Source organism: Edwardsiella sp. EA181011 (assembly GCF_000800725.1).
In the GTDB taxonomy this organism is placed as follows: Bacteria; Pseudomonadota; Gammaproteobacteria; order Enterobacterales; family Enterobacteriaceae; genus Edwardsiella; species Edwardsiella anguillarum.
The window spans coordinates 2,424,773-2,450,451 of sequence record NZ_CP011364.1 but is presented as its reverse complement, the minus strand read 5'-3'; the positions used below and the strand labels follow the sequence as shown (position 1 = coordinate 2,450,451).

Below are 25,679 nucleotides of genomic sequence, written 5' to 3'. Positions count from 1 at the left end.
TCTGATTTTAAGTAAAACGTGGGGAAGCGTTATCCGCACAGCACCGCGCTGCTTGCCGGGTCGAGCGAGATAAGACCCGCCAGAAGCAGATCCATCTCGGGCTGGAAGCGCGATTTGTCGGCTTCACTGCGGGTGGCTTTCATACGCAGCAGCCGGAGGCGGCGGGATTTGACTTCAAACAGCAGCTCTGGCGTCCACTGTGTCAGGGTGATGATCTGCGCAGCCCCATCGAGTTCACCCAGCAGATGCAGGGCTAGCTCATTCTTTCCCTTCTGCTCGGCCACGCGGGCCATCAGCAGGCGCAGCAGCCATTTATCACGGGTGTTGTCTGTGCCCGGACGGGTCTGGAGCCACTGCAGAGTGGCATCAAGGCCTTCATTGTCGGCTTTCTCCAGCGCTTCCGGCTCAAGGGCCAGGATGTCGTTATCCGTCTCACTGACGGCGCTGACCGGCGCCTCTCGCCAGCCGGGCATACCGTCCAGCACGCTCTGGTTTATCCAGTTCAGCGTGACTTCATCTGCAAACGGCGTCCCGTCATTAAAGGCCAGGGTTTCAAGCCCGGAGAGCCGGCGCAGCAGCCCTTTCAGATCGGCGGTGATAATCTCGGCCAGCACCTCCTGCCCCGACTTCACCAGGGCCTGGTGGGTATACCACTGCAAATCCAGCCAGAGGTGATTGGCGCCGCGCGAGAAGGTGCTGTCCGCCTGCTCAAGTATCTCCAGCCAGCTCTGCTGCAGGTACAGGCGTTTGAGCATGGCCCGCTGGTCAGCGCGCGGCGGTTCGATGCGCGTTTTCCCTTCAGCATCCAGCGCCGGGATAGCGCTCAGCGTGTCATGACGCAGGCTTTTCATCAGCCGGTGTGCGGCGAGCCAGCCATCGGGTTGCTCACGCAGATACCCGGTCAGTGTCCGGGCCTGGGCCAACAAATCCTGACCGGAGGTAATGTGGCTCAGAACCGGCACATCTGACTCGGTCGTATGCGTGGAGGTATGTGATTGCGCCTTATTACCTGCGTTCTGCGGTACCACGGCATCCACACCACCGGCCTTCATCAGGCGAGACTCCAGTCCTCTGTACAAGGCATTCAATTCTGGTCGTGACGCTTTCGGCTCTGTCTCCAGACTGTCAGTGATGAGCAGTAGCGCCCCGGCGGTACGCTGTGCATCCTCGCGTATGACCTCCGGGTACAGTGACAGACTGTCCAGGACTCGGGTACCGGCGAGCCATTCCAGCGCGACCTTGCGACTGCGATCCCGCTGCGGGTGAAGCTGCATTCCGTAGCGCTGCAGTAATCCCGCCAGCAGTTCAAGACCTTCGGCAAAGCCAGCTTCGCCATCCTGATGCAGACGCGCCCAGCAGTAATAAGTCGCAACCCGGATATCTTTGGCTCCGGTGGTCAGTAACTTTTCGGCAAGCGTGCATATCAGTCCGGTATCAATGCCGGAGAGCTTATTGATCTCTTCGCGGATACGCTGAAAATCATCGTCATATCCCGGGTCTTCACCTGTCGGACTGGCAACACTCACCGGAGCAAGCCAGGGCTGCCAGTTTTCCGTGCGTGTCTGCGCCTGTTGCCGCTGCTGAGTTTCGTCCGCCTGACAGGCGGCAACCAGATTATGCAATGTGCTCATTATTCGACTCCATCCATGTCATCGCTTCCCGTATTAGCCATAAGCACCTGAGCGGTGGCCGCGCTGTCGACACTGAATATTTGCTCCGGCAGCGTGAAACCACGTAGTTCCAGCAGCGCCAGCGGACCTTTACCCAGCTGGGAACGCAGCACCCACTGCAGTGTACGACCATCCGGAGCGGTGAAACTCATCATCCACTGGCTGCGATCAAGTTGCTGACGTTTACCCTGCTCCAGCCAGCGGATGAAGCCCCAGGTCCCGCTGTAATCTCCGAACAGACGCGCACCGGCGCTGGTTGAGGTCCAGGTCAGCATCGTCCCCGGTTTATAGGTCTCGCCCGGCCAGCGGAAGCTTTGCCAGTCGGTCATCTGGTTGAAGTAGCGCAGCTTTTGTCCATCAATGGTCAACTGTGTTTCCACCACCTGCGGTACCGGCCGGGCCTGCAGTTCAAAGCTGATACCCTGGCTGCCATCGGTGAATAGAATGTCTGACAGCTGGCTCAGTTGGTTAATGGCCCGCAGGAAGGCCGGGTTAAAGTTCAGCCCCTGGCTGTTAACTTTATCCGGTACCCACTGGCTGCCCTCTTTGTGCAGAACACCACTGAGCTCCGTGGTCAGGAAGCGCTCTATACGTCCGCTGTCCTTACGCACAAATTCAGCCAGCATCGGTAAAGAAGCATCACTTTTGCTGGCGGCAAACGGGAAACGGCCGTCGAATGCCGTGTGCCAGTTCGCCACCACGGCGCGGCTCCATTTATCATTCAGACTGGCTGCCGACGGCTGAAGCACGGTCTCCCAGGCCTGGGTCAGTGGCTGCACAAACATTGTGCTGCCAAATCTGCTCCACTCCTCGCCAAGACTTGCCGAAATCAGACTGCCATATTGCTGGGTGTCGGTGAGGTCCACGCTTTTACCCTGGAATACGGTCTGCGCTAGGGTCTGCATCATCGCCTGCGGATCAGAGGCACTGGCCACCTGTTGCAGACGCAGGCGCACGCGGGTGATGCGGGTCAGATACGTCTGCAGGCTCAGGGAGTTGTCAGCCGACATGACGTTACTGCCTGTGTTTTTACCCAGAAGCTGAAGCAGCGGACCAAAGGTTTCATCCAGCGGCCCCTGCGGACCTGATGCAGACTGGTCAATGGCAGGTTTATCCTTTCCACCTACGAGATCTTTAGCCGATTTGATGATGGAGTCCGAAAGACCTTCGCTTTGCTGGCCGGCCTGTCCCTGCCAGGCGAGGGTATTCATCAGGGCAATCAGCGGCGACTGGCGGACGTCACTCATCAGCGTCAGCTGGTCGGTAACGTCAGCAATGTTGTTTGCCGGGTTAAGTCGCAGACTATTAAGGAAGTTCAGCCAGCTGCCGGCAAAGTCGGTGAAGTAACGTTGCGTCAGACGTGCTTTCAGGGCTTCTGGCGACAGGTCAGCTGATACTGCTTTATGGGAATCGCTAAGCACCCAGTCGATTTCATCCCGGCGGGAGTTTGCAGCCTTTTCGATAGCCTGCTGAATGCCCCCTTCCCACGCCTGGCGGGTGAACATGCCCGGCACCACTTCTTCGGTGGTGAACAGGCGGCGGGCATCGGTACCGTTGGTCATATCTTCCAGGGAGACATCCGCAAAATTGCGGCGAACGGATTTGAGCATATTCTCATACAGGGTGCTTTCGGCGTTACGGCGACCAATCTGCTGGAGCAGCACCTGACGACTCTGGCTCACCAACTGTGCATCCGATGCGATTTTCCACTGTGGCTGCTCTGGCAGTTCGGCAATGTAGAAGGCCCATAAATCCGGTGACAGGCTTTGCCACAGTCCAGTGGAAATCCCGGTACGGGTCGGCTGCACGGATTTCATCGTTTCGGCATAGAACACGCCGTCAACCTTATCCGGGCGTGACATCATCAGCCAGGCTTTAAGCTGGTCATACCCCGATTTCGCCAGTTGTGCACGCTGGTCACTGTTGGGGGCCGAGTTTGCCAGCACACTGAGCTTCTGCTGCAGAGCCAGGTTGGCCGGGTCACGAATAAGGCGGCTATTCGCCACGCCGTACCACGGCAACATGGCATTGAGTAATGACTGGTTATGGTCGAGGCCAAAACGTTGGTACCACGGCGAACCCTCGCTGATGTTATGCTTCAGGCGGCCCGCATGGTTACGCAGGGTATGCAGTGCGGTCAGCTGGTAATCGGAAACGGAAGGAAGCTCCACCAGGGCGTGGGCCTGTTCGGCAACAGACACTATCTGCTGACGGTTAACCGCAAACGACAGCAGCGTCCCCATACCCCAGAGGCCTATAATGGCCATCAGCGACCAGGCCAGCATCCGCTCCCAGGGCATCCCGACCCGGCGACCGCGTACCCGGGTGCAATCGTCCACAATCCCCTGCCAGATGACAGGTAACGTCAGGGCATGGCGCTGCGAAGCCGGAATAAATTTCTCTTCACCGGCCGTCACCGGTGTGGTTCCCTCCGGCTCTTCTGCTGGCTGGCTCTGTGGCAGGCTGAACATCAGGCCACGTAAGGGGATGCGTTGCTGAGTGGTATATATCCAGGGGGCCAGTTGATCTGCCCAGCGGCGGATACCGCCTGCTTTCAGGGTCCGGCCAAGACGCAGCAGAAAGTCGTTTTGCCGGTGTTGAGCAATCTGACTCACGCCCTGTTCTCGTAGCCCAGAGAGAATCGACTCCAGCTGATGGGTCACATCGTCAGTCCTGGCACGCAGCGGGAACGAGGCCCCCACGGCCTGTTCGGTGCGATTCGTTTGCGACCAGTCACTGTCACACAGCTTCCATATCCAGACGGGAGCCGAGTAGCGCAACAGCTCGCTGATTTTTTCCAGCCCGCGCAGGTCGTTATCGCTGATTTGTGGCGTGAGATTCAGCGTCTGTGGCAGCACCCGGACAATACCGTCCAGAGGGCGGCCCCGGCGCAGTTTGCGCAGCGCGGTGTATTTTTCCTTGTCCGGTTCAGCGGTCAGGCTACCACCGTAAATCAGAACGGTGCGGTTGCCTTCCAGCCACTGATTTTTCTGCAGGCCGGGGGCCAGTTGCTCAATGGCTTCTTCGTTACCCGTGACCAGTAACAGGCGGACCTTACGACGCCAGAAAAGATTGTAACGACGGCGCATATGCGACTTTAACTCGTGCAAACTACTAATAACGGGAGAATCATTTATGTTTTTATCTTTTGAAGATGCAGAACTTCCCCCCCCCGTAAGCGCCTTTGCTTTATGATAAGCCGATCGTCCAAAAATGTATGTTGATATAAAAAACACAATGATGAAAAGAAGTAGTCCGCCGGTCAGCATCATCGCCACAAAAAACAATCTCTCCTGCCAGACTGAACCGGGGGAAATCCCCAATTGTGACGGATCATTTTTAAGTATCAGACATGCAGCGATCCCCAGACACAAAAAAACAAACAAAATGAACCACAACTGAAAGGTTGTACTTTTTAGTCCCTGTAATAAGCGTTTCACTTTTTTCTCCTGGCACGAAACGTGCCGAGCACAATGGTGTTCATGGCTATCGGTGAACGGAATGCTGCGCGAATTATCAATGATGTGGTTGTGATTCTGATGCGGGGTGAACAACCAGCCACCATGGAAGAGCCTCTTTATCAGGCATACTCAGAATCAATTGAGGATTTGGGCTCTGTCCGATATTCCCCGCCGCCAGTGCGATAGCAAGCCAAGGAGATGCTTTTCCACTGTGCCCGGTCTTCATATCAATATCCGTGAGCTGAGAAGACTCGACACAAGGGAATTTAATATTATTGTTCGCCAGCAGCATCTGAGCTCTGTTTTCAGTCCCCAACCCCGCCAGCCATAGCCAGGCAACGTTATCCGCATGAGTACATCCCCATTGCAGGGCCTGCATCGCCGATGTTTTAAAATCGACATCACAGGCATGTTCCGGACGATGCAGACGAGCGGATAACATATCAACATCAGACTCGTTATCGCCAAAATGGAGGAGCAGTCCAACGATAGCTTCTCCTTCACCATCAGCGATTATTGGATGAATACACATGGACACGATAAGCAAAGTTCCAAATCTCTCAGGAGCATCAAGCCAGTTGTCGATATCTGTTAATCCAAACGTTGGTGAGATCAACACTCGTGACGAGGCTGGCAATAGCGCCTTCACCCACTGCTCAATAACAGCGCTATCATCCTCGCTCAGGGCATCGCCACCATCGATCTGAACCACAGTAGTAAATTGACGACCAGACTGCCGTGTTATCGCGGCCTGCAATGTGCGCTCACGCAGAAGCGCGCTCAGTTGCTGATGTATTTTATCCGGTACGTACTGCCCCCGGCACTGAAGCTGGCCTGAAAACTCACTGACTGTGTTTTCTCATCGACAACTGATGGCAACACAATACCCTGTGGCAACATAAACTGCTGAGTCAACCCCGCTGATGTTACAGCGTGCGGAAGATGGACACTCTGCGCTTCGAGTACCAGGAAACGTTGCCCCCGATGAATCTCATTAGATATATCCTGCTCGCGTTCGTCGTCCCAACCTTCAGCAGGCCATTCAGTAGCGAGATAACACAACCAGCGAGCTCCCAGCAATAATATCCATACCACCAATGGTGCGGTAATGAAGCAGTGCCAGAAAAATGCGCCACGAGAAGGGCTGTTCGAAGGCCATAACCAGGATGTAATAAAACCGCCAATTACCATGAAAATAAGCAAAATAACCAGCCACCTTTTTATCGATGGCTGGCGGGTTCCTCTGGCGACATCAGGTATAGCAGAAAGATCGACAGGCATCATTTACTCGTTGTTGCATTGGTCAAAGATGAGATGAGCTTACAGCCACAGGAACACTCATAATCATGAAAGGCAACCGGGGTGCCTCTATCTTTCATTGTCGGGTGACCTTGTGAAATATATGACGGGCTATGGCCTTCTATAGGGCAGCTGACCGGGTCGTTTAGTCGCGCAGCCCCTATACCTTTAAATTTCATTTTTGACGAACCTGACAGAACTTGGCCGCCCCCCGTTGTTTTATCACCAATACGAATCACACCTTTCATATTTTACCCTCCATGCCGGGCATCAAGTTTTGCTTTGATCTTTTTATTTGCAGATCCCAGCCGTTGATTTTTGGCCTCATACACTTCTCGCGTTTCATTAGCCAGAACGGTGCGCCAGCGATGGATTGGATTATTTTCAGCACCATTATTAATGGGATCATTCGGTTCGACAGCGCACGCATCAAGAACTTCCTGCGGCCACTGCGGTATTTTACTGGTCTGCATACCGATATAGCGTGCAATACTCTCTATCAGTGAAAGAGGAAATAGCAATACGTTGGGTATCCACTCCAGCCTGGAATCCATTTTTATCAATGTTTGTAACCCAGTGATATATCCTTCTTTTTGCTTTTCAACCGGATGGCAATACAAAACGGCTTCTGCCAGTTCTTCCAGGCAATCCTCTTCCATATAGCAGCGAATAAACTCCCAATAAAGAGATAACTCTGCCTTTTGGCCTACATGCCCAAAACTGAAGGTATTTAAGACAGTTTCATTATCGTCAGCAAGTATATGACCAACAATGCAATAACTCACTCTCTGTTTACTGGTAGTGAAGTAAATATCGTTCCACGGCAGCGTAATTATCTCACCACTCACTTGGTAAATATGCACCAGTTGTTTTTTTTCTATTAAAGCGAACAGGGTAGTGAGTTTTCTGAAACCAATCTTTTAAAAGTGGCTTTCCGCATAGAAAACAAAAAAAAGACAATGCAATCAAAATCATGAAACACCCCAAAACACCGCCTTTATAGTCCGGCGAATACATCGCCTCCCAATAAAACCAACTGCTGAGACCTATAATAAATAAAAGCATACACATCATCGGCCCAGCAATAACCTCTTTGACTGGGTAAAATTTATCCGTAACCTCCAAGAAAGATGAACTTATTCGTATAACAGTATCCAGATCGAGTACAGCAGCCTCGCCAAAAACCTTTCTTCTTTTACCCTGAACAAAGCGACTCTGTTTCTCTTCTTTAGTTAAAGGTCGATTAACCTTAAAGGGAAAGAAAAAGCCGATATCATGTGAAATTGCCACTATGCGCTAGCCTCTCCTTGTTATTTTTATTCCAGTTCAGGAACTGTTTTGTATTTCGCATCCAGCTTTGCTTTGATCTCTTGATTTGCTAATTTCAGACGCTGATTTTTTGTATCGTACGCTTCCCACGTTTCATTAGCCAGAACAGTGCGCCAGCGATGAACTGGATTATTTTCAGCACCAATATTAATGGGATCATTCGGTTCGACAGCGCACGCATCAAGAACCTCCTGTGACCACTGAGGTATTTTACTGGTTTGCATGGCGATATAACGGGCGATGCTTTCAACCAGCGCAAAAGGTAAATTCAGGACAAGCAGCAACCAATCACCGCGCGAATCTATTTGCATCAACCTCTGCAACCCAGCAATGTAACCTTCTTTTTGTTTCTCTACCGGAGGGCAAAACAACACAGTTTCCGCCAGCTCTTCAAGACAATCCTCTTCCATGTAGCACCGGATGAACTCCCAGTAGAGTGATAACTCTTCCCGTTGCCCGACATAACCAAAGCTGAATGTGTTTAGGACTGTTTCTTTATCATCGGAGAGAAGATGGCCAACAATGCAATAACTAATTCTCTGTTTACTGGTGGTAAAGAAAACATCACCCCACGGAACTGTTATAACGCCACCACTAACCTGATATATATGCACTAGCTTTTTTTTCCGATTAAAGCGCACCGGGTAGTGTGTTTTTCGAAACCAGTCTTTCAAAAGAAATCGCAAAAAAAACAGATCCCTGCGCTACAAATTAAGAGAATAAAAAGAAAGGCAGGAACGTTTCCATTATTGAAAATAGCAACCTTTGCAATTGCCAAAATAAAGACTGTGAACAACAGACAAAAGGCCATCATAAATGATGCCACATACCCTTTTGTGGGATAGAACTTATCCACCACTTCCAGGTATGATGAATTCATTCGTATAACAGTATCCAGATCGAGTACAGCAGCCTCGCCAAAAACCTTTCTTCTTTTTCCCTGAACAAAACGACTCTGTTTTTCTTCTTTGGTCAGTGGCCGGTTAAGCTTAAACGGAAAAAAAAGACCAATATCATGTGAAATAGCCATTTATTCCCCTCCCCCAACTAACTGCTGAAGCTGCGACATTTCCATCTGCATGGTCGGCCAGATTGCAGGTACCTCACTTTCACCCTCGGGTATTTGACGCCACCAGATTGCCGCCAGCCACTTCTGAATGTCATCACGACTTCGCATCGCAATATAAATCGCTGAACCAAGAACCAAAGCAATCGCTATGGCCAAGCCGGCAGGACCAAGAGCCAGTGAGGTAAATACAGCTGAAGTTACCAATGCACCACCAGCCAATGCTGATATAGCGTGCGCGATAGCAAGTCCTGTATTACCTTTCAGATATTCTTCATATCCATTATAAGCATCCCACGTTACAGCCACATACCCAAATGCAGCACACACCTTTCCTGCAAGCTGAATTCTGTCAGCTAATTTTATCATTCCGACTTTGCCATAACGTAAACGAACCAGCGATTTAAGCCGCAGACTTTTAAACTTAAAGATCACCCGTTCCGCAGCGTCCAGCAATGTTCCGCCAGCCCCAATAGTATCAGCGATGAATTTAGTGACCTTTTCTGCCCCCGTAAGCTGCCCCTGCACCAGGCTGCTTGCGGATTTGCTGACGGCTCCCACCTGCATGATCATGGCAAAAACGCATCCTGCAAAGGGCAGGCTTTGCGCACCATCATGTGCCAGATTATTCACCGTACTGCCCTTCGCCTGCGCCAGTTTTTCTCTCCACTGACGAGGAAACAATGTACTGCTAACTTCATCGGCTGAACGCATTGTTTTTGCTGCCGCACTGGCACGCGCAGCTTCTGGCAGGGCCCGCGTCTGCGTGGCTTCTGCAACATCAATCAGTACCAGGGATTTCTGTTGATGAATCCCCACCATCGATACGCCAGCAATTTCCATTCGGCGAACTTCAATGTCGACATAGTGTCTCAGACGTGACGCTGAGATACGGCCTTCAAGGTCGGTCATTTCGCCCAGCTGTCTTACGATGGCACTGATAAAATATTTTCGCTCACCGGTACTGCTTATCACCTTCAGTCCCATGCCATATGACGCAGCCAGTGCCACCAGAGAAGGCAGTAATCTGTCCGCGGCTTTATCCAGCATTCCCGCCAGCGCACTACTGACGGCATTCAGATAGCCTTCCACTGCAAACTGGACATTCTTCACCGATTTATCCGTTATCTTTGTATAAACGTCGACTAACTTATCTTTCCAGGGAACATCGCTGTAATCTTTATACGCGTTCACTGTGTCGCGAACCTTGAGGGCCCATTGCCTGTTATTCAGCACCGTGGCGCGAAGAAGAATATTTGTTTCACTGATCGATGGCTGAGACAGTTGCTCCATAAACCAGGTCGTCACATCTGATTTATCCTGCATATGCTGAACACAATACATGACCGTTTGGGTGAATAAGGCACCGCTGCCGATATCTTCCGGGTCAAAATTACTGTCCAGGTAGTTGAGCAACGTCTGGCCTTGCAGCCAGGCCAGATACATATTCACCATCGGTGAAATAACCTGCTGGTCATAGGCTGAAAGTGCAGCATCGTACTCCTTCAGAAAAGCCTGCTCTTTTGTTCGATCAATATATTTTTCATACTGCGCCCAGTACATATTAACCTGCTGCGGGAGTGACTGGTTGTTATGGCTGTAAAGCGCACTTTGTTGTGCACTGGCCATGCCAGGCAGCATCACACCGGCCTGCACAGCAATCCCACTACGGGCCTGTTGCTCCACAATGCCATCAAGGGTTAGCTGGTCACGTTCAAATTGCGTGCAAAGCACCTCTTTCAGCGAACTGAGCGCTGAGGATAAAGCTAATCCTCGGGAGTATTTCGGGTTTTGCGAAAATTGTTTTTCTATTCGATGATTGGACAGAGCGGAAATATCCTGAGCAACCGCAACCGGATCGGCCAGAACCAGAATTGCGCCCTTCCCGGCATACAGTGTTTCAGCTGCCTGAATCAGATTTTGCCCTTCCTGGGGCCTGCTATTCCTGAAAGGAGCCGGAGACCAGGTTTTATGGGAGCAGGAGGCTGCTTTAGGGCTGTATTCCGCGAGCGTATTTGCAAGCCCTGAAATGGATAAGGTTTGTTTTTCACTCCCACCATTCACCCAGGCATCCATATCAAAACGCTGCATATACTGGCTACGATATGCCGCATCCTCATGCTTTTTACGCGTTGCATCCGTCCATTCCACTTCGGACCAGCCGAACCAGAATACACCATTTTTCATTCCTGCTGGTTTTACCGGCAAAGTGATCAGCGATGCGGTTGCCAACTCTTCCGGTTTGTTGACACAGGGCTTTCGGGTACCGGCCACAATATCAGCAGGCACATCACCACTCTCAGGCAACGGGTAGTAATAGCCCTCGCTGGTGACATAGTAATTAATCCATCGGGCACCAGATTCGGACCAGATATTCAAAAAACCGGCCCGCAGCAGTCTGGCTGTATAAGCAGTCTGTCCCTGTGCAGGGACAGAAACAGTAATATCAGCAGGCAGTAGCGGTAAGCTGTCATCCGCTGCCATCACGGCTGGACGAGCAAGCAGTATCGGCAGCCCATAACGGCGGCAAAATTTACAATCTTGTTCTGTATTCATTTTCATTCCATTTACTGATACGGATTAGCGCTGCGTCATGGTATTCCAGCGTTCTTCATCCCATAAGCGGGTTTCATCATGGAAAAAATCAGGCGCGCTCCTGGCCTGCTGCAGCAGAGGCAAAAATTTGGGGGATGTCCAGAATGAATCCCGAAGATTGAGGCCATGAAATGCAAACGCAGCCTGGTCTTCCGCTGTTGGTAGCCCCAGTTCTGCTGCCTGCGCCAGAAGTACATCAATTCGCCGACTGGCCCGCTCCCGCTCAGCAATATCACTAAAGGCTGGAGATCTGCCAATCACCTGATTTATCAGTCCACAACGTTGAAGTTGCTGTCGTGGGAAAGTTCGTACCTCATCGAACTGCACCATCTCAGAGGAGGGGAAAGTCACCGTATGCCAGTGACCTTCAAGCCAGAACGTCCAATAGCTAAACATGTAAGAAGGAAATGTTTGAGCCAGCAACCAGGGGGATAACATCCAGCCCAGGTGAAAGAACACCCGGGGATCGTAATAGCGAAGAATATGCCCCCGGTGATTTTCATCAGTAAAACAGAGCGACCTGATAAGCTGATTCCGGACTTCCGACAATGGCTGCTCACTACGAAACAGCAGGCAGGAGACCGGCATAGTTTGGGAAGAATCAGCTTGTTCAAGCTCGCTTATTAACGTTTTCCACTCCCCCGCTTTCATCTCTTTTAAGGGCAAAAGCCAGGGATACAGATGAGCCTGCGGTTTTAGCATCGGTGAGACCAGTTCAAGTACAGGCCATGTTTCGCTTATCTCAGGATGTTGCATTCTGTCGATAATGGCAAAATCATGCTCACCCGGAGCCAGCGGTTGTTCCAGATAATAATTATCCATCAACTGTCCTCAGCTCAGCGGCAATGCAGCATCACCCTTAGCCAGGGCTTCGGAAGCGGCATTTTCACAAGCGGTAAATTTAGGGAAAGGTGTATCCTGTTTTGCCGGGCCGTCATAATCAAAATCTGCGCTCTTGATATAAAAATTGCCACCCGTGCCATTTTCTATTTTCGCCGGATCAATTGTGATGTACGAACCACCACACTTAAGCGTTATCTTTTTCTTCGCACTGATAATGATTTCGTCATCGGTGCTCATCACTGTTAGTGCTTTGTTGGCCAGAATATCCATGCCATCGCTTTGCGCCTGGAGCTCCATCTTTCCTCTGGCTGCAACCAGTTTCATTCCAAGCTCCTGGACAAACGCAACAAATCCCGATTTGGCAGCGAGCACCATTCGCTTTAACGAACTGATTTCTGTACTTCCACCGGAAGTCAGCATCTGATTATGATTGGCGCTAAGCTGAATATGTTGCGGAGTGGACAGAGCAATCCCACCAGGAGCACCCGCGACAATGGCGGGCTGTTGCAGCTGATCTACATTCTGCTGCAGGAATTGCTGCTGCGTGCTGTTATCCAACCCTTCGATCTGCGCAGTCTGCAACAAATCTGACAGGGAATTCGCCAGTGACAATGCGTCAGACAGCTGCCGCTTAATTTCATCCATACTCAACTGTTGATCGATAGCTCCAGGCTGAGCCTGCGTTGTCAGCAGTAACCCTTTTCCACCACGAACAGCCACCCACTCATCAGTTCGCAACTCGGCACCTTCACCACGCTTCTTTCTCTCACTGTCCACCAGATGCCCGAGATTGAGCTGGCTCTTGCCGCCGTACTCGGTCGACAGCTTGATATGCTCCTGATTTTCCGAGTCATCCAGGCGGAGTTTGTTGTTTTTGGGGGTACGCAGGACGTTACGTTTGTAGTTCTGAATGGTGACGTGGTCGCCGTGCGCCGAATCGTGCAGCACGCCGGAGATATACGGCCGGTCCGGGTTACCGTCCTCAAAGCCAATCGCCACTTCGGTGCCCGCCAGCAGCGGCAGGTGCAGGCCATAGGTGTCACCGGCATAGGGGCGCGACTGGCGCACCCACAGGCTTTCAAAACCGGTCTCCCAGTTATCGCGGTCGAACAGCATGTTGACGCGGTAGCGGCCATCGCGGTCGATATGGCCGTAGGCGTCATTTTCGGTGGTGCTGGTAACGCGGGCCGGCAGCGTGCCGGCCATCACCGGACGGGCGCCGGGGGCCGGGCGGAAGCCAAAATCCGAGCTGTCCGGGATACCCTCAAAATTCACACCAAAATCTTCGTCACGACGGGCATGGGTGTGCATCGTCGTGATGGCCACGCCCTGCGCAAACACGTCTGCCACCTCATAGCCGCCGGTGACCTTTAACAGCATACCCGGGAACAGCGTCGGGCAACTGGTGATGGCGTGGGTTTGTGTCTGACCGTTCAGGTAACGTTCGTGGCGAATACGGGCATAGAACGCCCCGGACTCCGGTGCCGGATATCGGTCGTATTTACTGCCCGGCGTCAGGTAATTGTCGGCATAGTGATAGGCATCACCGTAGGTAGTGGCGTCCCCCCGGGTCACATCGACCTGGGTGTTCATGTCCTCGTTTGCCGCACGGTAGTTGTAATCGCGGGTGCTGACCTGCTTTTGCACCACAGCGTGGTGGCATTCCATGCCCCACACCGAGTCCACCCCTTTTGAGTGCTGGCCAGACGGCGGCACAGATGGCAGGGTCAGCCCTTTCTCATAGCCCTGCGGGCCGTCGTAAAACTCCACCACATCGATATTGAGGCGCGTATCGGTGGTAAAGCGGAACCAGATGCCCACCTCACCCAGCAGTCGGGTAATAAAGCGCAGGTCGTCCTCACCGTACTGCATCACCTGTTCACGACGCGGGTACTCTTCTGTCAGCGAGAACAGAAAATCTTGGCCGCGCATGCTGTGACGCTCGCGCAGGATTTTTTCAACAATCTGCGGAACCGACATGTCCTGATAAATGGCGTTCTGGTGTGAACGGCTGAGCAACGCCAGACGCGGGGTCAGCGTCAGGGCGTAATGGGTTTCGTCTTTTGAGGTACCGAGGCGTTCAAAACCGCTGACTACCCCCTGAATCACGCGAACGGCCTGTTGCACCTTAATGCCGTAGCCCTGATCCACCGGTGCCTGCAGCGTCAGGGAAGCGGCTTTCATCAGCATCATTTCCTTGCTGATGGCATGATCGCCACTGGTGAACTCAATACGGTAGCTGAACGGTTTGCTCAGGGCTTCGTGCCCCTCAAAGGCTAGGGCGTCCAGCCCGGACTCACAGCCTTTTATCGAAAGCCCGTGGTGATTGTGGCTGAAGAGGATTTTAAGATTCGTGCTCATGCGTCAGTTCCTTCTGGTTCAGTGGCTGGGGTATCAAACGCCAGCACAATGCCCTCATCATCGGTCCACGCCAGAGTCAGTAATTTGGGCTTCTGCTTCGCAGCCATATGGGTCAGCAGTTGCTGACTCAGCACCGGCAGGATTTGCTGGTTGAGAAGGCTGTCAACGTTACGCGCACCGGTGTCCGGCAGCAGGCAGGCGGCGGTCAGCGCGTCATACAAGCTCTCGTTGATATGGGTGGTCAGGCCGTAGTGACGCTTCAGGCGTTGACTCACCTGGCTGAGTTTCATCTCCACGATGGTGCGCATGGCCAATTCTGCCAGTGGGCGATAAATCACCGGCTGGAAACGGGCCAGCAGCGTGGGCTGGAAGTGGTCACGTAAAATCGGGCGCAGCAGTTCGTGCAGGTCGCTTTCGCTGGCGCCTGGCTGTTCATCCAGCAGCTGCATCAAGTGGTCACTGCCGAGGTTAGAGGTCATCAGAATAACGGTATTACGGAAGTCGATTTCACGCCCTTCGCCGTCGCGCATAAAGCCGCGGTCGAACACCTGATAGAACAGGTTCATCACATCCCGGTGGGCTTTTTCCACCTCATCCAGCAGCACCACGCTGTACGGACGCTTGCGCACCGCTTCGGTGAGAATGCCGCCCTGTCCGTATCCCACATAGCCCGGAGGTGACCCCTTCAGCTGGGAAACGGTGTGCGGTTCCTGGTATTCAGACAGGTTGATGGTAATCAGCGATTTTTCACCGCCGTACAGCACATCGGCCAACGCCAGCGCGGTCTCGGTTTTACCGACCCCGCTCGGGCCGACCAGCAGGAACACGCCCTGAGGGCCGTTCTCAGACGTCAGGCCGGTTTTCGCCGCGCGCAGGCGCTGGGCAATGGCGATCAGCGCCACGTCCTGCCCCACTACGCGCCTACCGATTTCAGCTTCCAGGATCAGCAGTTCGGTCTGTTCATCTTTCATCAGGGAAGACAACGGAACGCCGGTCCAGTCGGCAATCACGTTAGCCACGGTGCGGGTGTCTACGTCCACCTGGACCAGCACATCACCCTGCTGTGCCTGCTCCAATTGCTGTTGCAGGCCAGTAATTTCAGCCTGCTGACTGATGTCCTGACGGCTGGCCATCAACTGCTGTGCTAGCGCCTTTTCGTTGCTGAAACGTGCTTCCTGCTCCTCGATACGCGCTTCCAGTGCAGTCCGCTGCTGCTCAATGACGCCCAGGCGGTCACCATGACGGTTGCTGCCTGCGGCAATATCTTCCAGCAGCGCCTGCTCTTCCAGCGCCAGTGCATTCAGCTGCGCTTTCAGACGCACAATTTGTTCAGGCACCGTGTCGAGACTCATACGCACACGCGCCGCGGCGGTATCCAGCAGGTCAACGGCTTTGTCCGGCAGCTGGCGTCCAGTCAAATAGCGGCGCGACAATGTGACCGCCGCGCGTACCGCGTCGTCAGCGATATGTACGCCGTGGTGTTCGGCATAGCGGGATTTCAGGCCACGCAGCATCAGGCAGGCGGTCTCGTCATCCGGTTCGTCCACTTTCACCATCTGGAAGCGGCGCTCCAGCGCGGCATCACGCTCGAAGTACTGCTTGTACTCGCTCCAGGTAGTGGCGGCAATGGTGCGCAGTTCGCCGCGGGCCAGCGCCGGTTTCAGCAGGTTAGCCGCATCTGCGCCCCCGGCTGAATTCCCCGCCCCGATAATGGTGTGGGCTTCGTCGATAAACAGCAGAATCGGCACCGGCGACTGCTGCACCGCATCGATGACATTTTTCAGACGCTGCTCAAATTCGCCCTTTACGCCAGCGCCCGCCTGCAGTAGACCGAGGTCCAGGGTACGCAGAACGACTGTTTTCAGGCTTTCCGGTACGTTGCCTTCGGCAATGCGCAGCGCCAGCCCTTCCACCAGGGCCGTTTTGCCGACACCCGGCTCGCCGACCAGGATCGGGTTGTTCTTGCGACGGCGCGAGAGAATATCCACCATCTGACGGATTTCGGTGTCGCGACCAAACACCGGGTCGATTTTGCCCTCTCTGGCCTTGGCGGTGACATCGAGGGTGAATTTATCCAGCGCGTTCTGCAGCGCAGGCGACAACTCGCCTTCTTTGCCTTCAGAAACGCCGACCGGGCGGCCCACGAACTCAACCGTATCGCTTTTGGCTAATTCTTCATCCAGCTGCACATCCGGGCGTTCGTCTGACTGCGCATCAAGCAGCGGACGCAGACGCTCCAGCTGACTCTGGCCGAGGGTCAGCAGCGGCCACAGGCCATCGCAGCGCACCAGTTTTGGCCTATCGGCCAGCGCCATCAGCAGATGCACACTGCGGATATGCTCTTCGCCATTAAGGGAGGCAATCAGCCAGGCTTCCTGCATCAGTGTCTGAATGCTGTTTGAAAGCTGCGGGCGACTGCAAACAGAGCGGGGAAGTGAATCCAGCCAGCCGAGCAAATCCTGCCACAGCGCATCCATATCCCACTCATAACGGCGGGCCAGCACCGTCAGGTCACCCTCCCCCTGCTCCAGCAGCTTCAGCAGCCAGTGCTCAGGCAGGATTTCCGCATGGGTGCGGATCTGGCAGAGCGAGGCCGCCCCCTCCATCGCACGGGCGCAGTAAGGGTTTAGGCGACGTAACAGAACGGCTGGATTTTCCATGAATTGATCTCTTTGTCGGTTCCTGGACACGCTACCGCCCCTCACTATTTCCCGTTCAGGGGACCAAAGCGCACACGGTCGGGCTGGCAGTTTGTGGTTTTCTTTGCTCAACGCCCGCGCAGACAGACGTTGAGCAAAAATGGGAAAGCGGACAGAGAAACGCTGCCCGCTGGTGACTTACGCGGTAGCGCGTTCGCTCCAGGAGTCGGAGTGAATGATGTTGCCGTCTTTGTAGGTCCAGGTGATTTTTTCGTAACGCAGTTCGATCTGCTCAAGGTGGTTGTGTTTCTCGAAGGCAGGATCCTTGATGTCGTGCATCTTCGGAGCCACTTTCACCACCTTCACGTTTTTCAGTTTGGTGTTGAAGTACTCCACTTCCTGGCCCGCATCGTTGATTTTGTACCACTTGAATTCCGCAGACTTCAGGGTCTGCCCGGTGGTCACCGCCTTGTACAGGTACGGGCTGGACGAGTCGATTTCCTTGGTGAACAGGAATGGGGTGTGGATACGGGTGCCGGTCAGCTTGCCGGTGTTGTTATCGGTCGGGATATACAGGTTATGCTCCTGGGCCACCACTTCGATGCTGCCTTCGCGATCCTGCACGTCCACAGACCCTTTAATGTCCGCACCGCCGTCGTCCTTCAGCCAAAGATAAACAGGAATTGCCATGAGAGTTACTCTCCATTTGATTGTGATACGTCATCATCCTGCGATGACGCTGGGGTTTCGCCGGGTATCTGACAGGCATTAGCCTGCGGTACCAGACTGATTTCGACACGACGGTTAAGTGCGCGCCCTTCCGGGGTGTCATTGGTTGCGACCGGGCGGCTTGCGCCATAGCCCTGCACCGCAAAACAGCTTTCCGGCACATCGCCAGTGTCACGCATCCAGTCGCGTACCGCTTCGGCACGCTTCAGGGACAGCATCTGATTCAGTTGAGGGCTGCCGGTGTTATCGGTGTGACCACTGACGACAATCAGCCAGCCCGGCTTCGCCTTGATGCCGACCAGTGAGTTCACAAGCCATTTGGTGGAGCCGGTTTTCAGTACCGATTTGCCGGAATCGAACAATGACATGCTGTCGAGGCGGACAATTTTCGGTACCGGTTTAGGTTTCGATACCCGTTTGGGCGTCGGCTGCGCTTCAGATTCAAACGGCGGGGGCACATAAGCATGGATCGCATCCAGTAGCGGCATTCGCAGACGCTCACCCTGATATAAACCGAGGCTCAGACGGGGCGGTATCCCGTTGCGCGCCAGATTATCCAGCGCTGCCGCATCGTCACGCAGGACAGCAACGGCGTCGGCTTTGGGGCCGAAATCATGCATCGGGATACGGTCGTAGCGGGCAATATCAACGCTCACACGCTGCAGCAGCTGGCGATTGTTCCAGCCACTACTGAGCAGCGCTGCAATCGCCGCCAGCGTAAAGATCCCGAGCACACCGCGCCATGTTCGCCCACGCGGCGTCAGGCCTCGCCCCTCCGGCAGCAGCGGCAGGATAAAATCTGGCAACGGGGAGATAACCGTACCGTTCGTTCCCAGCGGCTGCCAGCCCGCCACCTGCTGCATGGCGGTGTGGCGGGACAGCCACGCGGTCCAGGCCGATGTGGCCAGACTTCCGGCAAGGATCGGCCCCATACCCCACAGCTCCGCAACAGGTATAATGGCAGGAACATCGGAGTTCTCATCCATAAAGACAGCTTTGACGTGTTGATGGAACCAGCTCATCAGGCTGTTCATCAACACCTGTTGCTGCATCGCAGGCGACCCACCGGCGGTGACCCATGCAGCGATGGAACCCGGCGCCGAAGACGCACGCCAGACTCTCACGCCTTCCCCTGGGATAGCCGCCTGCCAGAGCAGATCATTCGTCATCGCGCTGCCAATCTGACCATGCAGGACCAGCGGCACAGAATGACCCGTCTCTTTACGCAGCCGGCTGATTTGCCAGCGCAGGGCCAGCAGGCAACGGGTTAGATGCCCGCTGTCGGCGTATTTCTGCGGACAGACGCTGACCATCACCGACAGCTGATCTCCCCAGCCAGGGCGAAGCCATAACAGCTGACGGGCTGTCTGCTCCAGATCCTGAGGGCTCTCCACCCGGATCCAGCACCCCTGGGTGACGGTCAGGACCTGAGATTGCCCGGGCCAGGCCTGGGGGAGATCCCCACAGACCAGCACCACTGGCTGGCGATACGTGGCGTCAGGCAGGTCGTCGGGGCGCAACGTCGATTCATGCTCTGCACGCCGGCTGGCCACAATCCAGCACGCCAGGATAACCCCCAGCAGCGCCAGCAGAAGCAGCATGGAACCCCCTCGGGATCCCGGCAGAAAACCCAGACAGATCACCGTACTCAGCAGGGCGGCCCACAGCGCAAGTCCGCGCTGTTGTGCCGGACTCATTTCACGACTCCCGGCAGCAGGCTCAACAGCATCTGATCCAGCCAGTGATCCAGGCCCCACCAGAGTGCGGCGACCGCCAACATGCTCAAAGCAATACTCACGGGCCATGACGCCAGCCAGCCCCCCACGCCCCATCCAGCACGGCTTTCCGCCAGCACCGGATGGGACGCTGGATAGCGGAACGGCGTGACATGTTCATTGAGTGCATTGACGAGTTTCTGACGTTCCGGGTCATTCTGAGAATGGAAACTGCCCAGGAAACCCAGCATCATCACACGCTGGAAGCAGGTCACAACGGCATGATCAGGCGCCAGCTCACGCAGCACATCACGCATCCGATCGCACAGCGTATCGCCGGCATCCATGGTGCCGAGAAAATGTCCCTGCAGGGGAATGTCATACCACTGCACACAGGCGTCATCCTCCACGCCGCGCCCCTTGACCGTCTCATCAAGCAGCGCACATTGCGCGGCAAGAATGTGCTGACAACCCGCCTCATCCAGCTCACGCGCTTTCAGCTCTTGCTGGACCCGCTCCACATCAGCAATACAGCGCTCCCACAAGGTGCGCCCTTCGCCATCCTGGAATGTCGGGCCGTGACGCAGGCTGATGACCTGCAGCCAGGTATCCTGCAGCAGGGCGTCAATATCGATGGACGCGGCCGCGCCGCGTTTACGCTCACTCATGTTCTCAATACCGCAAAGAGTTCAAGCTCAGGCTCGCCGAGCATCCCCGGGACATAAAACATACAGCTGCCGCTTTGCAGCATCTCGGTGGCCAGTGGGTGTGTCACATCGAGGCTGAAATACTGATTTTCCAGGCGCAGCGGAATGGCGGCCGGCACATGACGTAGCGGCGCCAGAGGCACACCCACCCGTGAAGAATTGACGATACTCCTGACATGATCGGGACTACCGACCTTGCACTGACGCGGGAACTGTTCCTGTAGCTGAGCCGCCGGCATCGATGAACGTACGGAGAGATAGTAATCAGCCCCTTCGCGCAGGCGCGGGTCATGCAGACGGGCATGCCAGACGTGAAGCCGGGCATCGTGCTCAAGCTCAATCGACACCACCCGCGACGGCAGGCTGGCTTCCAACAGATCGCCCAGCAAATCAAACAGCGGCGGAAAAACGTTATTCAGCTGCTCATGCTGCCAGACAGGAATAGCACTCACCTGGTGCTCCAGTGAGAAGGTCAACAGGCTGCCCGCAAGGCGCGCCAGCTCCGGATACAGACGCTCGGGCGGGCTTTGCGGGTGACACTGAAACTGCCCCAGCACCGGCTCCGCGCTGTTTAGGGCATTGAGCAGCCAGAACAGGGAGACGTCCGCCACGGCAAAATCCGCCATGCGCTCGTTACTTTCCCTGCGCATGGCCATCAGGCGACGGCGGCGGGCGCGCAGCTGCGTCATCAGTTGCTCCAGTTGGGTCACCAGCCAGCGACTGCCCTGGATGGTAAGGAGCGGGGGGAGATACGCCTCACTAAGCGCCCAGCGCCCCTGTGAATCCTGCCGCAGACGAGCGACCGGGCAGATCAGGTAATCGCTGTTGTTCTGATGGATGAAACGCAGCGTCAGCTCCGGCTGCATCACCGCAATCTGGCGAGTATCCTCCCCGAAGGTATTGCGGACATCCCGCCAGCGCTGGCGATAGCGAACAGGGCGCCCGGCCACCTCATCGGGTTTAAGACAGTTGCCACCATTCGCCCGCAGCAGCGGAAGGGCCAGAACCACCACCACTTCCTGTGATTCACCCTCAAGCGCCAGCGCCGGCGGCAGGTCGTCAGCATTATCCGTATCGATAAGCGTACCGTCCGGAAACCGGATATGCAGGTGGCGGGCCTGCAGGCGGCCCAGTTTCAGTGCATCCGGTTCAAAAACGGCATTTATCACGCCCCAGGGCTGTGCAAGACCCAGCCGGGCAATACATTCCGCAGACCAGGCCGTGTATGCGGCCTGTTGCTGGAAGTGCTGAGGAGAGACCATAACGCCCCTGCCCCATAACGGTTGTTCCGTTTTCATCGGCTTCCTGCCTTAGCTTATGATTTCGCCTTCGGCATCTGAGAGACCAGTGACAGGTTGACGTCCATCCCTTCCACCTGGAAGTGCGGGACGGCGTACAGCTTCACACGGAAGAAGCCCGGGTTATCTTCAATGTCCTCGACCACCACTTTGGCATCGCGCAGCGGGTGGGACGCCTGCAGCTCGTCGCCCGGATCGGTCATTTCGGTGACCAGACCTTTCACCCAGGTGTTGAGTTCCAGCTCCAGCAGACGACGGTCTTTGGTGGTGCCAATATTTTCACGCTGAATCAGCTTCAGGTAGTGGGCAATACGTGACAGCAGGAAGATGTATGGGAGACGCGCATTAATGCGGCTGTTGGCCGTCGCATCGGCGGTATCATACAGCGCCGGTTTCTGGGTGGAATTGGCCGAGAAGAAGCAGCTGTAGTCGCGGTTCTTGTAGTAAGAGAGAGGAATGAAACCCAAATTGGCGAACTCAAATTCACGGGTTTCCGGGATCATCACTTCGGACGGGATTTTCACCTGGCTGCCGGTGCCCAGATCGTAAAGATGGATTGGCAGGTCCTGAACGGCACCACCAGCCTGCGGGCCACGGATCTGTACACACCATCCGTTGTTGATAAAGCTGCGCACCATGTTGGCCGCGAAGGCAAACGAGGCGTTGGTCCACAGATATTTGTTATGGTCCGGGCCTTTGACCTCTTCCACATAGTTAAAGCTGCGCACCGGCACGGTGTCCGGGCCATACGGCAGACGCCCCAGCACGCGCGGCATTACCAGGCCGATATAGCGGGCATCGTCCGTCTCGCGAAAGGATTTCCACTTGATATATTCGGCGCGGTCAAAGTGGTTACCGATATCTTTAATGGCCGCCACCTCCTCCATCGAATCCTTGAGGAAAAATTTCGGGCCGGCCGCGCCGATAAAGGGCATATGGGCAGCGGCAGAGACTTTCGAAATATTGCGCAGCAGGGCAACGTCCTGCGCAGAGGCATCAAACTCGTAAGCAGAAATCAAGGCCGCAATCGGCTCGCCACCCGGCGTATCGTATTCATCGATATAGGTGTGTTTATACAGCCCGCTCTGGATAATCTCCGGACTGTCTTCAAAATCCTGACGCAGGTCGTCTTTAGACATATCCAGCAGTTCAACTTTCACATTCTGGCGAAAATCGGTTTTATCGACCAGAGATTTAACGCCGCGCCACAGGCTTTCTACCGCCTGGAATTCTCCGCTGTGCATTATCGCATCCAGCTGACGGCTAATCTGGTAGTCCAGCTCAGCGATATGATGGTCAATCAGGTTTTTGTCGAGTTTCTCAACTTTTGAACCCGATTTTTTCAGGCATTCCAGAAATACTTGCATCCCGGCCGTTAACCGCTCATCTGCCGTCGCATCGGACATCGCCTGCGCGTCCTGCCAGATATCCAGCGCGCTCAGCGCGGAGACCGGGCTCAAATTGATTTTTTCAAACAGCGACGCATAAACCCCGCCAGCGACAGGGTGTTCGAGCACCTCGCTCTTACTACCCGCGATATTTTCATTTTGTACAGACATGAGCATTCCTTGATTAATCCGTTATAACATCGTGAGGGGTTAAGGCTGTTTTGGAGCCAGAGCGGATAGCTCGCTCCTGAGCTCTGCGCTTAACGCCGGATCCCGCAGAATTTTTTCCAGCTCTTTTCGGAAAGTCTGGTTATCCAGCAGGTTCGCCTTTAAATCACGAAGTAAATTACGCATGGAAAGCATGGCCTTCAGCTGGGGAATTTGCCGTGAAACCTGCTCTGGAGAGAAATCCTTCATGCTCTGGAATCTCAGGCTGATATTATCTTCGCCAGCGTCATCAGCAAGGGGATTTTTAACGGTAAGATTAACCTTTGGGGAATATTCGGAAAGCACTGCGTCAAAATTGTTTTTATCTAAATTAACCTTTTCGCGCTCAAACAATGGTGCAGACGCCTGACCATTACTGAAGTCACCCGCGATCAGCAACTTCAAGGGGAGCTCAGTCTTTTTGCCTGCGCCACCGGTATGCAGGTCAAGCTTGAGATTAATGCGTGCCTTTGGCACTTCGTTCTGGAAACTTCCTGCCATACGACCCATCCTATTTACATAAATGTCAGCGAAAAAAAACAAACCTAACGCCGACTAGACCAAGGTACAGGCATTGATCAGTATTTCAACGACAAAAGCAAGCATTAGCTATATTTTTAGGACGTTGTCTAGATTTATTCTTAATCTGTTTATAAGTGATGCTATAACTTATTCAAAAAACACATAACATAAAGAGAATAAATTAATTATCAATATCATATCCATCATCTATTTATTATATATCCACCACTATTTGCCTTATATCTATTTCTTGACGGATGTTGACGAAGAATGCACGTACTTTAAGGTAAAGTTGCTAATGACGAAGGAGGCCAAGCGCTTTACCGACGACAGCGACAACGTTAAGCAATCTTATTTTCACCATGGCTTGAACGCTGGGGCGATGAGCTACCCACCATTGATAGAAAGAAGGCCTTACGCCACTTAAATAAATACCTCGATATTTTATCGAATTTTTACTTGCTCTCCAGCTCAGGCATCAACATAACATATATTCCTGGGGCGGAGGAGTCAGACAAGTGACAATGCAGTCCATCCTCAACAACGCTATAGCCACCGATTACCTGAAATACTGCGGTGCCCCATCCTGAGAGAAATGGCACTATTTGCTACTCTCCATAACGAGCGCTTCCCATACTGGTATTAGCCACCAATGCGGCTCTCAACATTCTAATTTTACGGGCTGCAAGATATGAGCAGTTGCAATACCGACACTATTTTCGACAACGACGAAGATAATACGGATTCAGTGGTACTGCTGCCCTGGATTGAGCAGCCACAGAACGATGTGTGTGATCTTCACTATCTTCGATCTTTGTCTTCTGTATATACCCAAAACCAGTAATAAGACTATGTTCCACACACCATGTATATCAGCGCTAGCCCTCAGCGATGGCGCTTTGCTTTGCTTTGACATAAGGACAAACACCATACCTGAACTCTCCTTCACCACATCCGACGTTTTAATCGATCGCACTGACGTAATTCTCTCCACCAGCATTGAATGTATTATCACCCTCCACCAGAACGCGCTTCAGCGACTAGCGCCGGTTATTCAATAAATCGCAAAAGTCTTCCACCCCACGCAGCGTATTGACGGTGACACCACTGAGCGCTGGGGAATGGCACTGGATAATCGCTATGAATACTGGCGACTCCAGCCACAGAAAAAGGCCATGTCCATCATGATCCACAATATCGACCGAGAGATCTGGAACGATCTGATGACACGTTCAACCACAGCCATGCTGGCATTAATGGATGCACAGACCGCGATGAATGGCATCGCGATCTGAAAAGCAACGGTTTTCCGGAAATCAGCGCAGCGAACATCCTCGCTGCCTTCAAGCTATTGCATGATAGCAGAGGAGAAACGTTTGAACCCCGTGTCACTAACGTATTCAACTCCCTGAGTTGGGGCTATCGCACCAACTGCCCGTATTACTTCAGGAAAAAGATTATCGTGAATGCACTGTTCAGATATGACCGGTGAGGATTTCACTTCAGCCGAGGCGCTCGCAGTCATCAATTGGTAGATCTGGAACGCATGCGACATCAGCTGGACGACGAACCTGTACCGGATAATCGAGCCAATATTACATCACGGTTCGATGACCACGTGAGTCGTCATAGAAAAAGTGCAGAGGACTACAGAGACGATTATCTATTGATTCGCGACTTCCAGAAAGGGTCAGCCCACATCACCTTTAGGTGGCCTAAGCTGGTGGAAAAGATGAATGACATCATCGTTAGATGCTACCTGGGGATGTTGGCAGCAAGATAGTGCTAAGAAATACGGTCCAGAGAGAAACGATAGTCTCTCATACACGTCGGTGACGGAAGGCAGAAAC

At 53.8% G+C, this 25,679-nt stretch carries 20 protein-coding genes and 1 pseudogene; 2 read left to right on the top strand and 19 right to left on the bottom strand.

Annotated elements, in window-relative coordinates:
• Nucleotides 1-29 precede the first annotated feature (29 nt).
• The 19 genes from tssA to tssB all read right to left on the bottom strand — a co-directional run bounded on the left by tssA (nt 30) and on the right by tssB (nt 23,808).
• The gene (gene tssA, locus QY76_RS10765) at nt 30-1,631 is read right to left on the bottom strand and encodes a type VI secretion system protein TssA (protein ID WP_045428128.1); all 1,602 of its coding nucleotides are present in this window, start codon (nt 1,629-1,631) and stop codon (nt 30-32) included.
• Nucleotides 1,631-5,110: an ImcF-related family protein gene (locus QY76_RS10760; protein ID WP_235439382.1), complete on the bottom strand. Its 3,480-nt coding sequence runs from the start codon at nt 5,108-5,110 to the stop codon at nt 1,631-1,633. Before QY76_RS10760 ends, tssA begins: the two co-directional genes overlap by 1 nt.
• Before the next feature lie 76 nt (nt 5,111-5,186).
• The gene (locus tag QY76_RS10755; protein WP_144418109.1) at nt 5,187-5,843 is read right to left on the bottom strand and encodes a hypothetical protein; all 657 of its coding nucleotides are present in this window, start codon (nt 5,841-5,843) and stop codon (nt 5,187-5,189) included.
• 68 nt (nt 5,844-5,911) lie between these two features.
• Entirely contained in the window at nt 5,912-6,415 is a 504-nt protein-coding gene (locus QY76_RS17975) for a hypothetical protein (RefSeq protein ID WP_144418108.1), read from the bottom strand.
• Entirely contained in the window at nt 6,412-6,678 is a 267-nt protein-coding gene (locus QY76_RS17970) for a PAAR domain-containing protein (protein WP_071844160.1), read from the bottom strand. Before QY76_RS17970 ends, QY76_RS17975 begins: the two co-directional genes overlap by 4 nt.
• A gap of 3 nt (nt 6,679-6,681) precedes the next feature.
• Nucleotides 6,682-7,293 (bottom strand): DUF6708 domain-containing protein, encoded by a 612-nt coding sequence (locus QY76_RS18755; protein WP_144418107.1) that lies wholly within the window; start codon nt 7,291-7,293, stop codon nt 6,682-6,684.
• Nucleotides 7,268-7,720 carry a hypothetical protein gene (locus tag QY76_RS18750; protein ID WP_144418106.1) on the bottom strand — a complete coding sequence of 151 codons (453 nt, stop codon included), beginning with the start codon at nt 7,718-7,720 and terminating at the stop codon, nt 7,268-7,270. The genes QY76_RS18755 and QY76_RS18750 overlap by 26 nt, the downstream gene beginning before the upstream one ends.
• A 26-nt stretch (nt 7,721-7,746) precedes the next feature.
• Entirely contained in the window at nt 7,747-8,433 is a 687-nt protein-coding gene (locus QY76_RS10745; RefSeq protein ID WP_049648815.1) for a DUF6708 domain-containing protein, read from the bottom strand.
• Nucleotides 8,430-8,789, bottom strand: a complete 360-nt coding sequence (locus QY76_RS10740; protein ID WP_049648814.1) for a hypothetical protein — start codon at nt 8,787-8,789, stop codon at nt 8,430-8,432. The genes QY76_RS10745 and QY76_RS10740 overlap by 4 nt, the downstream gene beginning before the upstream one ends.
• Nucleotides 8,790-11,381 carry a T6SS effector BTH_I2691 family protein gene (locus QY76_RS10735; RefSeq protein ID WP_045428150.1) on the bottom strand — a complete coding sequence of 864 codons (2,592 nt, stop codon included), beginning with the start codon at nt 11,379-11,381 and terminating at the stop codon, nt 8,790-8,792.
• 24 nt (nt 11,382-11,405) lie between these two features.
• Nucleotides 11,406-12,242 (bottom strand): DUF4123 domain-containing protein, encoded by an 837-nt coding sequence (locus tag QY76_RS10730; RefSeq protein ID WP_045428153.1) that lies wholly within the window; start codon nt 12,240-12,242, stop codon nt 11,406-11,408.
• 9 nt (nt 12,243-12,251) lie between these two features.
• Nucleotides 12,252-14,624, bottom strand: coding sequence for a type VI secretion system Vgr family protein (locus QY76_RS10725; protein WP_045428156.1), 2,373 nt, complete (start codon nt 14,622-14,624; stop codon nt 12,252-12,254).
• Entirely contained in the window at nt 14,621-17,284 is a 2,664-nt protein-coding gene (gene tssH / locus QY76_RS10720; protein ID WP_049648813.1) for a type VI secretion system ATPase TssH, read from the bottom strand. Before tssH ends, QY76_RS10725 begins: the two co-directional genes overlap by 4 nt.
• A gap of 177 nt (nt 17,285-17,461) precedes the next feature.
• Nucleotides 17,462-17,953 (bottom strand): type VI secretion system effector Hcp, encoded by a 492-nt coding sequence (gene hcp / locus QY76_RS10715; RefSeq protein ID WP_045428371.1) that lies wholly within the window; start codon nt 17,951-17,953, stop codon nt 17,462-17,464.
• A 5-nt stretch (nt 17,954-17,958) separates the two neighbouring features.
• A complete protein-coding gene (locus QY76_RS10710) occupies nt 17,959-19,689 on the bottom strand; it encodes an OmpA family protein (protein ID WP_045428374.1) in 1,731 nt (576 codons plus the stop codon).
• A complete protein-coding gene (tssL, locus tag QY76_RS10705) occupies nt 19,686-20,375 on the bottom strand; it encodes a type VI secretion system protein TssL, short form (RefSeq protein ID WP_049648812.1) in 690 nt (229 codons plus the stop codon). Before tssL ends, QY76_RS10710 begins: the two co-directional genes overlap by 4 nt.
• Complete coding sequence (tssK, locus tag QY76_RS10700) at nt 20,372-21,712, bottom strand: type VI secretion system baseplate subunit TssK (RefSeq protein ID WP_045428376.1); 1,341 nt, start codon at nt 21,710-21,712, stop codon at nt 20,372-20,374. Before tssK ends, tssL begins: the two co-directional genes overlap by 4 nt.
• 17 nt (nt 21,713-21,729) lie before the next feature.
• Nucleotides 21,730-23,277 carry a type VI secretion system contractile sheath large subunit gene (gene tssC, locus QY76_RS10695; protein WP_045428377.1) on the bottom strand — a complete coding sequence of 516 codons (1,548 nt, stop codon included), beginning with the start codon at nt 23,275-23,277 and terminating at the stop codon, nt 21,730-21,732.
• A 33-nt stretch (nt 23,278-23,310) separates the two neighbouring features.
• Nucleotides 23,311-23,808 (bottom strand): type VI secretion system contractile sheath small subunit, encoded by a 498-nt coding sequence (tssB, locus tag QY76_RS10690; RefSeq protein WP_049648811.1) that lies wholly within the window; start codon nt 23,806-23,808, stop codon nt 23,311-23,313.
• Between the two features lie 1,142 nt (nt 23,809-24,950).
• Between tssB and QY76_RS19310 the strand changes: the two genes are divergently transcribed.
• Nucleotides 24,951-25,124: a hypothetical protein gene (locus tag QY76_RS19310; RefSeq protein WP_225865068.1), complete on the top strand. Its 174-nt coding sequence runs from the start codon at nt 24,951-24,953 to the stop codon at nt 25,122-25,124.
• A pseudogene (locus tag QY76_RS19305) lies at nt 25,082-25,612 on the top strand (DUF4942 domain-containing protein). Before QY76_RS19310 ends, QY76_RS19305 begins: the two are co-directional and overlap by 43 nt.
• The last annotated feature ends 67 nt before the right edge of the window (nt 25,613-25,679 follow it).

Coding starts and splice junctions, on each gene's coding strand:
- QY76_RS10735 (WP_045428150.1), bottom strand. CDS start 11,381: ATGAATACAGAACAAGATTGTAAATTTTGCCGCCGTTATGGGCTGCCG.
- QY76_RS17970 (WP_071844160.1), bottom strand. CDS start 6,678: ATGAAAGGTGTGATTCGTATTGGTGATAAAACAACGGGGGGCGGCCAA.
- tssC (WP_045428377.1), bottom strand. CDS start 23,277: ATGCTCATGTCTGTACAAAATGAAAATATCGCGGGTAGTAAGAGCGAG.
- tssK (WP_045428376.1), bottom strand. CDS start 21,712: ATGAAAACGGAACAACCGTTATGGGGCAGGGGCGTTATGGTCTCTCCT.
- tssH (WP_049648813.1), bottom strand. CDS start 17,284: ATGGAAAATCCAGCCGTTCTGTTACGTCGCCTAAACCCTTACTGCGCC.
- QY76_RS10740 (WP_049648814.1), bottom strand. CDS start 8,789: ATGGCTATTTCACATGATATTGGTCTTTTTTTTCCGTTTAAGCTTAAC.
- QY76_RS10710 (WP_045428374.1), bottom strand. CDS start 19,689: ATGAGTCCGGCACAACAGCGCGGACTTGCGCTGTGGGCCGCCCTGCTG.
- QY76_RS19310 (WP_225865068.1), top strand. CDS start 24,951: ATGGCACTGGATAATCGCTATGAATACTGGCGACTCCAGCCACAGAAA.
- tssL (WP_049648812.1), bottom strand. CDS start 20,375: ATGAGTGAGCGTAAACGCGGCGCGGCCGCGTCCATCGATATTGACGCC.
- tssB (WP_049648811.1), bottom strand. CDS start 23,808: ATGGCAGGAAGTTTCCAGAACGAAGTGCCAAAGGCACGCATTAATCTC.
- QY76_RS17975 (WP_144418108.1), bottom strand. CDS start 6,415: ATGATGCCTGTCGATCTTTCTGCTATACCTGATGTCGCCAGAGGAACC.
- QY76_RS10725 (WP_045428156.1), bottom strand. CDS start 14,624: ATGAGCACGAATCTTAAAATCCTCTTCAGCCACAATCACCACGGGCTT.
- QY76_RS10730 (WP_045428153.1), bottom strand. CDS start 12,242: ATGGATAATTATTATCTGGAACAACCGCTGGCTCCGGGTGAGCATGAT.
- tssA (WP_045428128.1), bottom strand. CDS start 1,631: ATGAGCACATTGCATAATCTGGTTGCCGCCTGTCAGGCGGACGAAACT.
- hcp (WP_045428371.1), bottom strand. CDS start 17,953: ATGGCAATTCCTGTTTATCTTTGGCTGAAGGACGACGGCGGTGCGGAC.